Here is a 15,272-nt window from a genome sequence, read left to right as displayed (position 1 = left end):
AACGGCTCCTTGTTCCTATATTTTCATGTAATAGCGGCAGACCGAAGAATGGCCTTCCATTCTTCCACTGCCGAACATCAGTTCAGGGCACGGCAAAAATCATGAGCACGGACACGTTGAAGAGTTTTTTCCAGTCTTCGTTAGCGGAGGTTGACGCTGAGGTTGCGGCAGCGATTGCGAGCGAGTTCGAGCGTCAGCGCGACGGGATCGAGCTGATTGCGTCGGAGAACATGGTGTCGGAGGCTGTCCTGCAGGCTCAGGGCAGCGTTCTGACCAACAAATATGCCGAGGGCTATCCGGGTCGTCGCTACTATGGCGGCTGCTCCGAGGTCGACAAGGTCGAGGTCCTCGCCATCGAGCGGGCCAAGCAGATGTTCGGCGCGGGCTTCGCCAACGTGCAGCCGCATTCGGGCGCGAACGCCAACCAGGCGGCGTTCATGTCGGTCGTGGCGCCGGGCGATACGGTGCTGGGCATGAGCCTCGCCGCCGGTGGTCACCTTACACACGGTGCAGCCCCGAACTATTCCGGCAAGTGGTTCAACGCCGTGCAGTATGGCGTGCGCAAGGAAGATGGCTATCTCGACTACGAAGAGATGGAATCACTGGCCCGTGAGCACAAGCCGAAGCTGATCGTCGCCGGCAGCTCCGCCTATCCGCGCATCATCGACTTCGCCCGCTTCCGCAAGATCGCTGACGAGGTCGGCGCTTTCCTGATGGTGGACATGGCGCACTTCGCCGGTCTGGTGGCGGCTGGTCTCTATCCGAGCCCGATCCCGCACGCCGACATCGTCACGACCACGACGCACAAGACGCTGCGCGGTCCTCGCGGCGGCCTGATCCTGACAAACAACGAGGCGCTGGCGAAGAAGATCAATTCCGCCGTCTTCCCCGGCCTGCAAGGCGGCCCGCTGATGCATGTGATCGCCGCCAAGGCTGTCGCGTTCGGCGAGGCGCTGAAGCCGGAGTTCAAGGAGTATCAGAAAGCCGTCGCCGCCAACGCGAAGGTTCTGGGCGAGACACTTGTGGCGCGTGGTTTCGACCTCGTGACCGGCGGCACGGACAGCCATCTGCTGCTGGTTGATCTGCGTCCGAAGAAGGTGACGGGCAAGATCGCGGAAAAGGCTCTGGAGCGTGCGGGCATCACGGCGAACAAGAACGCCGTGCCGTTTGATCCGGAAAAGCCTGCGATCACATCCGGCATCCGTCTGGGCAGTCCGGCGGCGACGGCGCGCGGTTTCCGCGAGGCCGAGTTCCGTCAGGTCGGCGAGATGATCGACGAGGTTCTGACCGCGCTGGCCGCCGCTGGTGGCGAGGGTGATGCCGCCGTCGAGAACGCTGTCCATGAGCGGGTCAAGGCGCTGTGTGCAAAGTTCCCGATCTATAAACATTGATTCTCATCGGTTTTCTCACAAGATTTCAGGAAATTTCATGACACAGGCTACGACCCGGATTCTGATCGAGTCCTATTACGCAACCTTCAACGCAGGAAACCGCGATGACTTCCTTGCCCTGCTCGCCGACGACGTCATCCACGACATCAATCAGGGTGGCAGAGAGATCGGGAAGGAAGCGTTCCGCGCTTTTCTGGGGCGCATGGACCGCTGCTACAAGGAAACCATTGCCGACATCGCGGTGATGGTGAACGAGGACGGCACTCGTGCTGCTGCCGAGTTCATGGTGCATGGAGAATACCTCTCCACAGATGACGGACTGCCTGAAGCGAAGGGCCAGACCTATCTTCTACCTGCCGGAGCGTTCTTTTCCGTGCGTGACGGCAAGGTGTCGAGAATCTCCAACTATTACAATCTCCCGGAATGGGAGCGTCAGGTTACAGCCTGACACAGCATGAAGGCGACACGCACTCTGCCAGGAATCATGCGTGTCGCCGTTCGATTGCACCCTGTCGCTTTTACGAAAGTCCGTCCTCACATAGCTTGCAGTTTGAAAAAGCATTTGTTGGCGGCTCTTCGTTCGTCCTACAGTCAGAACGAACAAACCGGCGATAGTCAGTCGCGCGGACTCTGAACGGCTGGAGGTGCAGTATGTTGCAACGGAAACAGTCGCTACCCACCGAGACACCGAGCCTGCGTGTCGGAATCATTCTGGCGGAGAATTTTACTCTGTCCGCCTTCTCCCTGTTCATCGACCATCTCCGCCTTGCCGCCGACAAGGAGGACAAGAGCCGCCCCATCCTGTGCAGCTGGCAGATCATGAACAGTCGGCCGGAATCCATCCGCGCCAGTTGCGGCATTTCCGTCAGCCGGACATCTGACCTGATCAATCCCGCCGAGTTTGACTATATCGCCGTCGTGGGTGGTCTGCTGCATGGGCGCAGGCAGGTGGATGAAGCGGCCATACGCTATCTTCAGAAGGCTGCCAGTCTCGGCATACCGCTGATCGGCATCTGCACAGGCGCTTTCGTGCTGGCGCGGGCTGGTGTGATGAGCGGTCGCACTTGCTGCGTCAGTTGGTATCATCGTCAGGATTTTCTGGAAGAATTCCCGGATCAGCAGGTCACCAGCGAGCAGATGTATCTGGTTGATGGCGACCGCATCACCTGTTCAGGTGGCGGCGGAACGGCGGAACTGGCCTTGCATCTCATCGAAAAGCATCTAAGCCGTCCGCTGGCGCGCAAAGCCAGTCATATTCTGCTTCTGGATCGCCCCCGTCGTGGGGATACCCCCTCTCTTCAGCCTCACCCGCCGATTAGTGAAGATATTGAGCATGTGGTCGATCAGCGGGTCAGGCGGGCAATGATGGAAATGGAGCAGAACATGATCGACCCGCTCCCGATCAGCTCCGTTGCCAAACGGCTCGGTATTTCTTCGCGCCAGCTGGAAAGACTGTTTCAGTCGGTTCTGGGCATCCGTCCTGCGGTGTTCTACCGGATGATCCGGCTGCGCTATGCCCGGTCTCTTCTCTCTCAAGGAGAAATGTCGATCACTCAGGTCGCGATCGAAACCGGTTTTTCCGATTGCGCGCATTTTTCACGCCAGTTCAAGACCATGTTCGGTCATTCGCCGAGCTCGGTAAAAGGACGGAGTGAGCAGACACCACTTTCCCTTTCCCCGCTTCTTGCCAGCCTGAAGTCCCGGGAACGAGCGGGCGTTAGGTTGTTTGAATCTACCTGATTGCGCGGCCAGTCATGAGAAAATGCTAAAATTTTCTCATGACTGGCACATTCCAAGGCTTTTTGGAAAAAGCTTTACCAAAAACTTCTGCATGATTTACAGAAATTTTCTCACACAGCCTCAAAAACTCTCCTAACAAACTACATCTCACCCTTTTTCTGCCGAAACTTTCTTTGCTCGACGGGGAGCTGAATCCTCAGGCGAAACAGCCGGGGGTTCCCCCTCTCCTTCATGACGGGGTGTAATCCTGTTCCATACATCCAGAGCCGCACTTTTGTAGGCTTCGGCAAAGGTTGGATAATTGAAGGTTGCTTCAATGAAATACTCGAAGCTGCCATCAAAGTTCAGAACAGCCTGACCGATGTGGATCAGTTCGGTCGCCGCTTCTCCGACAATATGCACACCGAGAAGTCTGTGCGTCTCCAGACAAACGATGATCTTCAGAAAACCACCGCGCTCGCCCATGATCTGACCACGGGAGGTTTCGCGAAAACGGGCAATCCCTGTTTCGTAAGGGATTTTCTTTTTCCGGACTTCCTCCTCTGTCATCCCGACCATGGAGATTTCGGGAACCGAGTAGATTCCATAAGGGAAAAATTTCGGAGCCGGGGGCACAGGCTGGCCGCAGGCGTGACAGGCGGCAATGCGGCCCTGCTCCATGGATGTGGAAGCCAGAGCCGGAAAACCGATCACATCGCCCGTCGCGTAGATGCTGGGCACGCTGGTCTGGAACGTCACCGGATCAACTGTGAGACGTCCGCGATTATCCGCTTCCAGCCCCGCAGCAGCCAGATTGAGGCCCGCCGTCGCCCCCTGTCTGCCGCCTGTATAAAGCAGGACGTCAGCACGAACCCGTCGTCCACCTTCCAAAATAGCGACGGGCTGTTCGGCCTCGATCACAATGGATTCCAAGGCGCTGCCGAGGCGGAAATTGACGCTCTGGTCACGCAGCTGGTGAACGAACTCATCCACCACCTCACGATCGATGAAATCGAGAATATGGTCACGCTGATCAATGATGGTGACACGCACATCCAGCGCACTGAAGATGGTCGCATATTCGATGCCGATCACACCCGCGCCAACAACGGTCAGTGAGCGGGGAATACGTTCCAGACTGACCATACCGTCACTGTCGATGACGCGTTTTCCGTCAAACGGAATATTTCTTGGTCGATGCGGTACGGACCCCACCGCCACGACAATCGCCTTGCCGCTGACGATACGACGGTTTTTTTCGTCATCCTCGATTTCGACCGTATGCGGCCCCATGAATCTGGCGCTGCCATATTCCACGGTAATGCCGTTGCGGAGGAACTGGTGTTCCAGAATATCAACCTCGTCCTGCAGGGTTTTACCAAGACGCATGTCGAGATCCTGCGCCCCGATATCCTGCTTGACCCGATAGTTGATCCCGTAAATTCCGCGCTCACGCCAACCGGTCAGGTTGAGCACCGTTTCCCGCAGGGTTTTCGACGGAATGGTTCCGGTGTGGACGGAAACGCCGCCCAGTTGTCCGCGTCTGTCGATGATCAGCACGGAGCGTCCGAATTTGGAAGCCTGAACGGCTGCCCGCCGACCTGAAGGTCCACTCCCGATGACAATCAGGTCATAATCAAACGATTCAGCCATACGCTCTTGCCCGCCTGTTTCCATCTGCAATCATGACGCATAGCCGCATGAAGGGTTCCGCTTTGTAAGCCAACAGATGTTACTGACCGCTTTTGCTCACCAATAGGCAAGCCTCAAGGCTTGTGACAAGTCTCTAACTTGCATTGCGATATAACTAACTCTCATTCAATGGATGATATTCTAGTGATCAAGGTTTGTTTGGCTTACAAGTTTTTGCACGGCTGCGAGAAGCGCCTAGACTGCGGCTTCTTTTGCAGCCTTAAGTTCCAATCTACCTTCAACGACTGACAGAGCAATAAAGGCTGACAGTTGATCTTTTACTTGATCTACCGCCTACTCAAATGACGTCGAACTTTTGAATGTTTTATCCGTGCTTTCCCGTCTGATTCGCTGCATCGCCTCACACACTTCTTGGCTTAACAGCGGTGGCGCTGCCCCTCATCCGACACGAAAGTATAAGACGCCTCAATCAAAAATCCATAACACAGGCGCTAGCTGTGCCTTCGTATATCCTCACTTTTCCCAAGAGCAAACACTGGATACGTCGTTCCATCATAAAATACCATGTAAGCCGTGAATAACATTTAGCTATCTACAAGTCCCAGCAGACGTCTTACTAAAAGACTCCTGCCAACATCAAGGAGCAAGACATTCCGGACCAACAAATAATTCAGCTACAATCGAAGCTGTCGCATAAGAACAATCGCTGTTCATGACTGAGCCAAGGAACTGTAGAGATGCCACAATTGGTTTGTGAAAGGGTCGCCTCTCCGGCGAAGGACTGACTGCGCTGATGCCCTTATTTCAAGCCAACGCATCACCTCCGCCCGAGACGTTATATCCACCACTCGAAACAAACCGAGTAGACGCCTGTCTTCTAAAGAAAGTTCTTCAAACGTCTCTCCATTTTTTGACGATGCACTCCTGATCAATGTATCAAAATCCACTCCAATAGCAACAGCAACTCGTGAAAGATTCCTTATTGAGCAACCGCGTTTTCCGCCTTCCCACAACGCGATAGCAGCACGAGATAGACCCGTTTTTTGCGCTACATCTCCCTGTGAAAGACCAGCCTGCACCCGTTGTATCAGCAGACGCTTTCCAATTTCCTCATCAGAAGCTCTTGACCATGACTGATGCATGTCGCATTCAAAGAGAATCGCTTGCTGCACTCGAATCCAGCCAACAAAATCCGCGATTGCTACAGCCTGAAGGAAGCATCTGTCCGTCCGCTTTTCTTCACGGAAAGCAACTGAATGTCCTTCCACAAGTATAACACGACGATTCACAACATGATCTGAGTTCTTACCCCAGAGCTGCCCTGCTTGTAGACGAATACTCGTCATGGTCAGGTCCTCCTGAATACGAGAAACATCAATGCTCCCCATAGAATTGAGCTGAGAATGATTGCGAAAAAAATTCCTCTGAATGGTCTGAGAGGATCATCGACCTCCCATCTAGGAGATAATCCCCTCAGACCCTCAATATTTTTCATAGTCGACAAAACCTTCGTGTCTGCCGTTCAATATATTTCCGGACAACAATATGGGGTTTCTTCTGAAAAATGCTCCGTTCTCCGACAGGGAACGGAGCGCGCAAATCTAGACTGACACTCGCATGAGTTCTGTGTCCTGACCTGCCATTAGATATGGCCCAGCGGCCATAACCCGCATAATCAACATAGCCACTCCGGCGGAAGGACGCTTGCCGAGCGGGAGAACAGCATTACCTGTAGTCCAGCGCGCTTCTGTTCCTTCCAGCCCGTGCCATCCTTCAACCTCAGTATCCGCCAGATGACTGGTTACGGACACCCTCCGACCACTTTCGAAGAGAGTAATTTCACCAATAGCCACACCCAACTGGCGACGATCATCGACAAAAGGACCAATCACATCAGTTGGACGACTGGCTTTGGAAATAATACGCACCTTCTCAACGGATGCTGGGATCATAAACATAATATACCCGTCATGCTCACGCACCTGACGTATAGTAGCTCCAGCTTCCGTCACAAGGTGCATATCCGCATCTTCCGTAAGAACTGGCTGCCCTTTCTTCCATTCCACCCGAGCAACCTCAGCACGTTGGTCAATCGCCCGAAATAGCGGTTCCACAAAATTCCGCGCGACAGTTAACGACGCTCCACCGTCTTTCTCCCAAGATTTTTCTCTTCCGCCACCCAAAACTGCAAGGTTTCCATGCTGTTTGAACGATGACCTGTTACCTGTATCAAGGTAACTTTCCGTTAGCACCCCATCCGCCCAGATGACTGAGTGCGACTCTGTCTCGACATGGTAATAGGTATAGCTAGTGATTGTTTTATCGTAGAAAATTGACCTTCCGTTCACTAGCATCCGAACCGGAACAAAGCTTTCTTCAAAGAACAAGCAATGTTCCGACGTGATCAACATATCCTTATAAGGCACACCGTCTGCGATTGCGTCCTTCAGCACACGAACAGGATAACCCGCCTCATCGTCAGGAAGCCCCCCACGGACAACAACTTTCTGATTACCAACCCACGTAACCGCCCTACTGATCTCCGCGTTATTCCGCCAGTCAAATACTGACAACACATCACCAATCTGCACATCCTCAACAGCAACTTCACCTTTAGATGTTCGGATCATGCTGCCAACAAGGAAACAAGCACCAATGTAGGTATTGCCATTAGCATAAGTGATCCGCAGCGGGTTTGTCTCCAAATCAGCCGAATTGACTGAGTTATTGTAAGTGCCCACAGGAACATTTGCCCCTGACGCAACCGTGACCGTGTATTCGGCTGACTGCGTCCCGTCACTTCCAATCAGAGTAATAGTGCGTGTATCACCGCTGCCGGAGATAATATATCCGGAAACAGGCGCAACTGTATTCTGTATTTCGATCGTATCTTTAGACGGGTCATATCCGGCAATTGTCGTGCCTGACAGATTGAGGAACACACCACCGCCATTCAGAACAAGTGTGCCGCCACCTGTCGTAAAATTAACCGTCGTTCCTTGAAGCAGGCTAACCAACTGAGTGTTGCCGTTATAAGTTCCGCCATAACCAATATTGATAGTTGAGCCGCTCAAGGCACCGGCTACTAGACCACCCGAAAATGAAGCCGTGCCGCCATATACATCCACCGTAATTGCTGTAGCGGCATTGACCAGAAAATTAATATCCGTGGTTCCACCAATCGTAAAAACAGGCGCAGAAAGAGCAGATAGAACAATATCAATAGTACCCGTAGATCCAGGGACCGACACCCAGTCTCCACCGATTACAGAAACAAGACTGCCGTTGACCGCACTAGTTCCGGTCTGGATATGATATCCACGCAAAAGAGAGTCAGGAACCCCCGTTAATGTTTCAACCGTATTTCCACTTGAATCTGCAATTGTTACGTTGGAAGCACCCAGACCCGCGTCAGAGATAGTCCACGTCGTTTCAACGATCTTGTTGCCGCTGGCGTCAAGAACGTAATTACCCTGAGAATCCGTTTCGTATGTGTAATACGTCCCTACGCTACTCATAGCCGACCTCTCACAAATTGTGAATTTTGCAAACGTAAAAACCGAACATTTGCGTTTCGTGACTTCCTAATCTAACCCTATCTCGCCGACTACTGTTTTGCAAGCAATTTAAAGATAGAAAAAACAAAACACACAAAAAGCCTCTCTCAAAAATCACGATTTGCGCAAACCCTCATCCTACCATAAGTGAAAAATCTTCAATGATAGGATTTCGAATGAGCAACAGGGTTGGGTATGCACGCGTAAGCACGATTGGACAGACACTGGATATGCAGGTGCAGACACTCAGGTCCTGCGGTTGCAACAAGATATTCAAAGAAAAAGCGAGTGGGGCTGATTCAGAACGAAGTGAACTGAAAAGACTCATACGGTCTATTTCGGAGGGTGATACGGTGATTGTCACCAGGATTGACCGTCTAGCCCGAAGCACCTTTGACCTCTTTGCCATCGTAAGAAAAATCACGCAAAAAGGAGCACAGTTCTACTCACTTGCGGAGCCGTGGGCAGACACGGCAACAAGCACGGGTCGCCTGATGCTTGCCGTTCTGGGCGGGTTGGCTGATGTTGAACGTGATTTGATCCGCACACGCACTGCGGAAGGACGTGCCCGCGCACGAAACGCAGGCGTCAAGATGGGACGTCCAACACGCATTACCAATATTCAGCGTCAGGAAATCAAGATCCGACGTTTGGCTGGTCAGCCATTGAAAGAAATTGCTACTGACTTTGGAATCAGCCTCAGCACCGTATCACGTATAGCAACAGAAAAAATCACGAAACAGTGATATTTTGTTTTTATTAACCCATATTATGGTAATTACATAATTTCATAAATAATAATATTTTTAAATATTCAGATAATCATAATAAATATATAGCCATTTAATAGAAACCGAAATATTGTCTAATCTGCAATAATGACACCTTACACTTTGATGTCCTTGTCAGGTTCACTGGTGAAAATACCGCGAGAAACCCGGAACAGCGTCTCGCGTAGCCATCGATGCACCGGGTCCGTGTCGCGCCGTGGATGCCATGCCTGAAACGCTTCGACATAAGGCAGGGACAACGGAAATGCGAAGGCCGCCAGACCAAGCGCGTCCATGGAGATATGCTGCAACACAAGATCCGGGACCGCCAGAATGAGGTCCGTATCCTTCATGCTCTCGACCATGGCGTGATAATTCGGCACGACCATCACAATACGGCGGGTCAGCCCATAATGATCCCGCAAGGCCCAGTCGATCGGTCCCCGCGCCCTGCCCCGCCGGGACACGCTGATATAATCGTACAGCACCATACTCTGCGGCGTAATCGGCTCGGCCAGAATGGGGTGGCCTTTCCGGACCAGCCCATACATCTGGTGACGGAACAGTGTCTGCCTTCGGATTTCCGGCTTCATGCTGTCGGTCGCGCCGATGTAGAGATCGATGCTGTTGTGACGCAGAGGATCGGACGCCGGATCATCCACTTCCGGCGCGAAGACGATCTCGCATTTGGGGCATTCCTGACGCAGAGCGCGCAACAGGGGCAAACCAAGTGCGGCGACGATCAGATCATTGGCGCGGATGGTGAAGGTCGGCTCCATGTTGGCCAGATCGGCCATAACCTGTGTCTCGATCAGACTGTCCGCCGCCCGTACGACTTCCTGCACACGATCCAGAATACCGGCGGCAAAGGATGACGCTGTCATCCGACGACCAGACTGAACAAGAATGGGATCGGAAAAGACCGTCCGCAACTTGGCCAGATGACGGCTCATCGCTGGCTCGCTCACCTTGAGGCGACGCGCAGCGACCGAGACGCTTTCCTCCTCGATCAGCACCTGAAGGTAGCGTAGCAAATCAAGATCATAGCCTCGCATCCTTCCAGCTATAGACTTCGCCCAGCGCAGGGACCAGCACTAACCGTTCCGGAAAGTGGAATCATTGCCTATCCGAAGTGAGGGTTTTCACTGCCGGTTTCCTGATGATTATGCGCGCATGACCATCGCAGCCCCCGCACCGGCAACCGGCGCGCCCGTCATTCATGCCGCACCGCCGATGCCGTCCTACATCCCGCCGTTCGGCCTGCGGACCGTGATCGGCTGCCTCGGCATGCTGCTCGCGGTGCATGTGGCGGGTTTCAACGAGCATGTTACCGAGATCGGCCTGTCCGACATTCGCGGCGCGATGCACATCGGTCACGATGAAGGCACGTGGGTCATCGCCATCTACGAGGCGTTCAACATCGCCGCCATGGCCTTCACGCCGTGGTTCTACATGACGTTCTCGATCTACCGCTTCTCCATCTTCATGACGGCGATGCTGGCGCTGCTCTCCATCCCGGCCCCCTTCATGCCGGACGTCACATCGCTCTGCATCCTGCGCGCCTTTCAGGGTCTCGCGGGCGGCTGCCTGCCGCCAGTGCTGATGACCGTCATGCTGAAATACCTGCCGCCACCGATCCGCGTGTTTGGCATCGGCGGCTACGCCATGAGCGCGACCTTCGGCCCGAATCTTGGCCTGCCACTAGAGGCGTTCTGGTTTGAGCATGTCGGCTGGCACTGGCTGTACTGGGAGATCATCCCCACTGCGGCGCTCGCCATCGCCATGATGGCCTACGGGCTGCCAAAAGACCCGATGCATTTCGAGCGGTTCGAGAAGTTCAACTGGTTCGGCATTCTGGTCGGCCTGCCCGCCATCTGCTCGCTGGTCATCGTGCTGTATCAGGGCGACCGGCTGGACTGGTATCGCTCTCCGATCATCACTAACCTGACCTTCTGGGGGCTGGCTGCCTTTATCGTCTTCGTGATCAACGAGGCGTATCACCCCAGCCCGTATTTCCGTATCCAGTACTGGAAATCCCGCAACATTCAGGCGTCGCTGCTGTCGCTGGTGGGCATCCTCGCCATCTGTTCCATCATGGGCGGCATTCCGGCGACCTATCTTGAAGCGGTGCGTGGCTATCGCCCTATTCAGGCTGCTCCCGTCTCACTGGTCGTGGCCCTGCCGCAGCTCATTATGCTGCCGTTGATCGCCGCCATCTGTAACAGCCGCAAGGTGGATTGCCGCTTCGTGCTGGCGGGCGGGATGCTCTGCCTCGCAGGCTCGGCCTATCTCGGCACATGGCTGACGGTCGACTGGGTACGGGACAATTTCTATCTGCTCCAGATCCTTCAGGTTTTTGGCCAGCCCATGACCGTCATCCCCACCCTCATGCTGGCGACGATGGCGATGGGACCGGCGGACGGCCCCTTCATCTCCGGCATGGTGAACATGCTCAAGGGACTGGCCAACGCCGTCGCCTTTGCGCTGTTCTCCGCCTCCACACGCCGTCGCGAGCAGTATCACTCGACCATGCTGCTCGATCACCACGGCACGCACGGCCTTGCCCTTCAGGGCATGGGCGACCCGATCAACCAGCAGCTTTCGGTCACGTCGCCGGACAGCGCCCATGTCGCCCGCAATTCGCTTCAGGTCTTCCACACCTATGTGCATGAGCAGGCGCTCGTACTGGCGTTGAACGACATCTACTACGTGCTGATCTGGGTCTGCCTTGGTTACGCCGTCATGAATCTCATCCTGCCGCACCGGGTCTATCCGCCCCGTGCGCCCTCACCCAATGCTCCAGCCCGCTGAATCCGGAAACAGCCGTCATGATCTATAAAAAACCTCTTCTCTATGCCGGATGCGCGGCTGTGGTGCTGGCCTGCGTCGCATGGGGCGGCGCACGCTTCGTCAACGGCGACGGGATCAACCAGTACACCAACGACGCCTATGTCACCGCCGACTTCACGACCGTCGCACCCAAGGTCGCCGGGCGTATTGACCGCGTGATCGCACAGGACAACGAACAGGTCCGCGCGGGTGAGGAACTCGCTCATATCGAGGACGACGATTACCGCGCCGCCCTCGACGTGGCGAAGGGCAACGTGCTGGCGGCACAGGGTGACGTGACCAATCTGGAAGCGGAACTGGCCCGGCAGGATTCAGTGATCGCCGAGGTCCGCGCAGCCGTTCTCGCCGATCAGGCTAACCTGCTGTTCGCACGCCAGAACACCACTCGTTACCGCAATCTGTCAGCGGGTGGCGCAGGCACCATTGAGCAGAAGCAGTCTTCCGAAGCGCATGAGAAGGAAGAACAGGCCGCCATCGCCCGCGATCAGGCCGGTGTTGACGCCGCTGTCCGGCAGATCGCCGTCCTCAAGGGACAGCTTGAGCGCGCGCGCGGCGTTCTGCTTCGGGCACAGGGCGATACGAAACAGGCCGAACTGAACCTCTCCTACTGCACCATCCCCGCCCCGGTTGACGGCGTGGTCGGCGAGCGTGGCGTGCGCGTGGGTGCTTACGTTCATCCGGGCACCGGCATCCTTGCCGTGGTGCCAACACAGGCAGCCTATGTGCTGGCGAACTTTCAGGAAACGCAGCTGACGAAGGTGCAGACCGGACAACGCGCTACCATCTGGGTCGATACGTTTCCCAATCATCCGCTGAAAGCGCATGTCGACTCCCTCGCTCCCGCAACGGGCGTGGCCTTCGCGCCAATCCAGCCAGACAACGCCACCGGCAACTTCACCAAGGTCGTGCAGCGTATCCCGGTCAAGCTGACCTTCGACGCCGACCAGCCTCTTGCCGCAAAGGTGCGTGTCGGCATGTCGGTGGAAGTGAACATCGATACCAGCTCGAAGCCGGAAGGCCCACATGCCGGAGATAACCGCTATGTCTGGCACTAATCCGTTGCGGCAGGCTCTCCTTTCAGGACTGGCAGTGCTGGCTCTGGCGGGCTGCACGGTCGGACCCGACTTTCACAAGCCGCAGGTGGCCACGCCGGAAAAATGGCGCGATCCATTGCCTGTCGCCGAAAGCCGGGTCACTACCGCGTCCACCGATCCGGCCTGGTGGAAGCTGTTCAACGACCCCATTCTAACCCGTCTGGAAAACGACGTCGCGGCGTCGAACCTCGACCTGAAAGCCGCGTCCTTCCGTCTGGCGGAAAGCACGGCGGAACGGCGTATCGCCAGCGCCGCACAGTTTCCTCACATGGAAGCCAACGGCTCCTATGCCCGCGAACGCGCCAGCACAAACGGCATCCTCGGCCTGATGGGCACGATGGAGCGGGCGGAAGCCGGTAGCATCGCGAGTGGCACACAGGGTTTCGGGCCTGTGGCGCTCCCCGGCGGAGTCGGTAATCCATCCTTCAATCTGCCGCAATATGGTCTGAACGCATCGTGGGAAGTCGATCTCTGGGGTCATGTCCGCAGGCAGGTCGAAGCCGCGACGGCTGCCATGCATGGCACTCAGGAGATGCAACGCGACGTGCTGGTTTCGCTGATGGCGGAAACGGCGCAGAACTATATCGATCTACGCGCCACACAATCGCAGATCGATATCCTGAACCACAATATCGACATCGCCCGTCACAGTGTGCAACTGACGACGCTGCGGTTCGATCAGGGTGCGGCGACACGACTGGATGTGGCCGAGGCGACCGGACAACTTCACAGTTTTGAATCCCGCCTGTCTCCGCTGAAAAGTCAGGAAATCCATCTTCTCAATGCGCTGAGTTTCCTTGTGGCGCGTGAACCGGGCGCGCTGAATGCGGAACTGGGCAAGCCTGCCGTTGTCCCGCCCGTCCCGGAGGAAGTGCCAGCCGGTCTGCCCTCCGAACTGGCCGAACGACGCCCTGACATCCGTATGGCCTCGGAACGTCTGCACGCCGCGACCGCGAATATCGGCGTGGCCATCGCCGACTTCTTTCCGCGCGTCACCCTGTCCGGCAGTCTGGATGTGCAGGCGCTTCAGTTTAGCGGATTGGGCTCATGGGCCTCCCGGCAATATGGGTTTGGTCCGACCGCAACGCTGCCGATCTTTGAGGGTGGTCGTCTGACCGGCCAGCTTCGTCTGAGAAAGGCGCAACAGCAGGAAGCTGCAACACTCTTCCAGCGCACCACCCTGAAGGCGTGGCAGGAAATCGACGACGCCATGGCCACCTTCACCGCCGCGCAGAACCAGCGGGACCGACTGGCGGAAGCGGTGCATGAAAACGAGATCGCCGTGGAAACAGCAAAAGCACAGTATGTTGAAGGATCATCGGACTTCCTGAACGTCCTGACCGTGCAGAATGCGCTTCTGGCTTCCCAGAGCGCGCTTGTTGATGCGACAGCACGCGTGGCACTCTCTGTCACGCACCTTTACCGTGCGCTCGGAGGAGGCTGGGAAACTCTTTATCCGGCGGCCGCCAGCAACAGGAACATGCCCGCATGAACGCAGCCAGAATGATCATCCGTCGGTCTGAATCACTTGGCACGGCGCTTTCCGACGGCGTGACGCTTCGATGCCACTTCGCCTTCGCGGATTGGCAGGATCCGACGCATGTTCATGAAGGCAGCCTGCGAGCCGTGAACATCCTTTCGCTACCTTCGGGTGATCGTTACCGGATCGGGCCTGAATCCAACGTGGAAATCCTCACATGGGTCGAGCGTGGATCACTGACTACGAAAACTGATGATTTTTCGTGTGAAAATCTGAAACCGGGTGATCTGCACCTTGTCAGCGCCGGACAGGGATGCACCTCTCTCAACTGGAGCGCTGAACAAGGTGCTACGGACTGTCTGCAATTCTGGCTGCTTCCGGATCAGACCAACTGTGAGCCGACGCAGGAGGTCCGACAGGCTTTTCCTGAAACGCAGGATGGCGCTTTCCGTATCCTGGCCTCCGGTTTTCCGGAAGATGATCCCGAAGAAGGAGAGACCGTCGCGGACGGTTCGCCGATAGCCCTGCAAACCCGCGCCCGTCTTCTGAGAGCAACTCTTCCGGCCAATGAAGGCGCTGTTTATCAGACAACGCCCGGACGTGATCTTTATCTGATTGTCATCTCGGGGCATGTCACGATCAAAGACGCCGTTCTCTTTCAGGGTGATGCCGCCGCTTTTGAAAACTGCGAAACCTTCACAGTCATCGCGCAGGAAAAATCCGTCCTGTTGCTGACAGATGTTCCTGCGATCTGAGCG

General features: G+C 55.7%; 12 protein-coding genes. 8 read left to right on the top strand and 4 right to left on the bottom strand.

The genetic code is table 11. The features are described 5' to 3' along the window. Window positions 1-101 precede the first annotated feature (101 nt). The 3 genes from glyA to EMQ_RS15425 all read left to right on the top strand — a co-directional run bounded on the left by glyA (window position 102) and on the right by EMQ_RS15425 (window position 3,131). The gene (gene glyA / locus EMQ_RS15435) at window positions 102-1,391 is read left to right on the top strand and encodes a serine hydroxymethyltransferase (RefSeq protein ID WP_018307726.1); all 1,290 of its coding nucleotides are present in this window, start codon (window positions 102-104) and stop codon (window positions 1,389-1,391) included. A gap of 37 nt (window positions 1,392-1,428) precedes the next feature. Continuing rightward, on the top strand, window positions 1,429-1,839 hold the full coding sequence (locus EMQ_RS15430) for a ketosteroid isomerase-related protein (protein ID WP_010668333.1): 411 nt from the start codon (window positions 1,429-1,431) through the stop codon (window positions 1,837-1,839). Window positions 1,840-2,042: 203 nt separating this feature from the next. Further along, window positions 2,043-3,131 (top strand): GlxA family transcriptional regulator, encoded by a 1,089-nt coding sequence (locus EMQ_RS15425; RefSeq protein ID WP_010668334.1) that lies wholly within the window; start codon window positions 2,043-2,045, stop codon window positions 3,129-3,131. 147 nt (window positions 3,132-3,278) lie between these two features. Here EMQ_RS15425 and sthA read toward each other — a convergent pair whose 3' ends face one another. The 3 genes from sthA to EMQ_RS15410 all read right to left on the bottom strand — a co-directional run bounded on the left by sthA (window position 3,279) and on the right by EMQ_RS15410 (window position 8,281). Next, window positions 3,279-4,763: a Si-specific NAD(P)(+) transhydrogenase gene (gene sthA / locus EMQ_RS15420; RefSeq protein ID WP_018307727.1), complete on the bottom strand. Its 1,485-nt coding sequence runs from the start codon at window positions 4,761-4,763 to the stop codon at window positions 3,279-3,281. A gap of 710 nt (window positions 4,764-5,473) precedes the next feature. Beyond that, window positions 5,474-6,109, bottom strand: coding sequence for a helix-turn-helix domain-containing protein (locus EMQ_RS15415; RefSeq protein ID WP_180952774.1), 636 nt, complete (start codon window positions 6,107-6,109; stop codon window positions 5,474-5,476). 255 nt (window positions 6,110-6,364) lie between these two features. Further along, complete coding sequence (locus EMQ_RS15410; RefSeq protein WP_018307728.1) at window positions 6,365-8,281, bottom strand: Hint domain-containing protein; 1,917 nt, start codon at window positions 8,279-8,281, stop codon at window positions 6,365-6,367. 215 nt (window positions 8,282-8,496) lie between these two features. On the opposite strand from EMQ_RS15410, the gene EMQ_RS15405 reads away from it, so the two are divergent. After that, window positions 8,497-9,066, top strand: coding sequence for a recombinase family protein (locus EMQ_RS15405; protein ID WP_010669424.1), 570 nt, complete (start codon window positions 8,497-8,499; stop codon window positions 9,064-9,066). Between the two features lie 140 nt (window positions 9,067-9,206). On the opposite strand, the gene EMQ_RS15400 is transcribed toward EMQ_RS15405, so the two are convergent. After that, the gene (locus EMQ_RS15400; protein ID WP_010668413.1) at window positions 9,207-10,145 is read right to left on the bottom strand and encodes a LysR family transcriptional regulator; all 939 of its coding nucleotides are present in this window, start codon (window positions 10,143-10,145) and stop codon (window positions 9,207-9,209) included. A gap of 118 nt (window positions 10,146-10,263) precedes the next feature. Here EMQ_RS15400 and EMQ_RS15395 point away from each other — a divergent pair, with 118 nt between their 5' ends. The 4 genes from EMQ_RS15395 to EMQ_RS15380 are packed head-to-tail and all read left to right on the top strand — an operon-like array spanning window position 10,264 to window position 15,269. Beyond that, window positions 10,264-11,901, top strand: a complete 1,638-nt coding sequence (locus EMQ_RS15395) for an MFS transporter (RefSeq protein ID WP_026199972.1) — start codon at window positions 10,264-10,266, stop codon at window positions 11,899-11,901. A gap of 17 nt (window positions 11,902-11,918) precedes the next feature. After that, on the top strand, window positions 11,919-12,995 hold the full coding sequence (locus EMQ_RS15390; protein ID WP_010667023.1) for an HlyD family secretion protein: 1,077 nt from the start codon (window positions 11,919-11,921) through the stop codon (window positions 12,993-12,995). Next, window positions 12,982-14,526, top strand: coding sequence for an efflux transporter outer membrane subunit (locus tag EMQ_RS15385; protein WP_010667024.1), 1,545 nt, complete (start codon window positions 12,982-12,984; stop codon window positions 14,524-14,526). The genes EMQ_RS15390 and EMQ_RS15385 overlap by 14 nt, the downstream gene beginning before the upstream one ends. Continuing rightward, window positions 14,523-15,269, top strand: a complete 747-nt coding sequence (locus EMQ_RS15380; RefSeq protein ID WP_010667025.1) for a pirin family protein — start codon at window positions 14,523-14,525, stop codon at window positions 15,267-15,269. The genes EMQ_RS15385 and EMQ_RS15380 overlap by 4 nt, the downstream gene beginning before the upstream one ends. The last annotated feature ends 3 nt before the right edge of the window (window positions 15,270-15,272 follow it).

This window comes from Acetobacter aceti NBRC 14818 (genome assembly GCF_000193495.2).
GTDB classification, from domain to species: Bacteria; Pseudomonadota; Alphaproteobacteria; order Acetobacterales; family Acetobacteraceae; genus Acetobacter; species Acetobacter aceti.
This window is presented reverse-complemented; position numbering and strand designations above follow the sequence as displayed.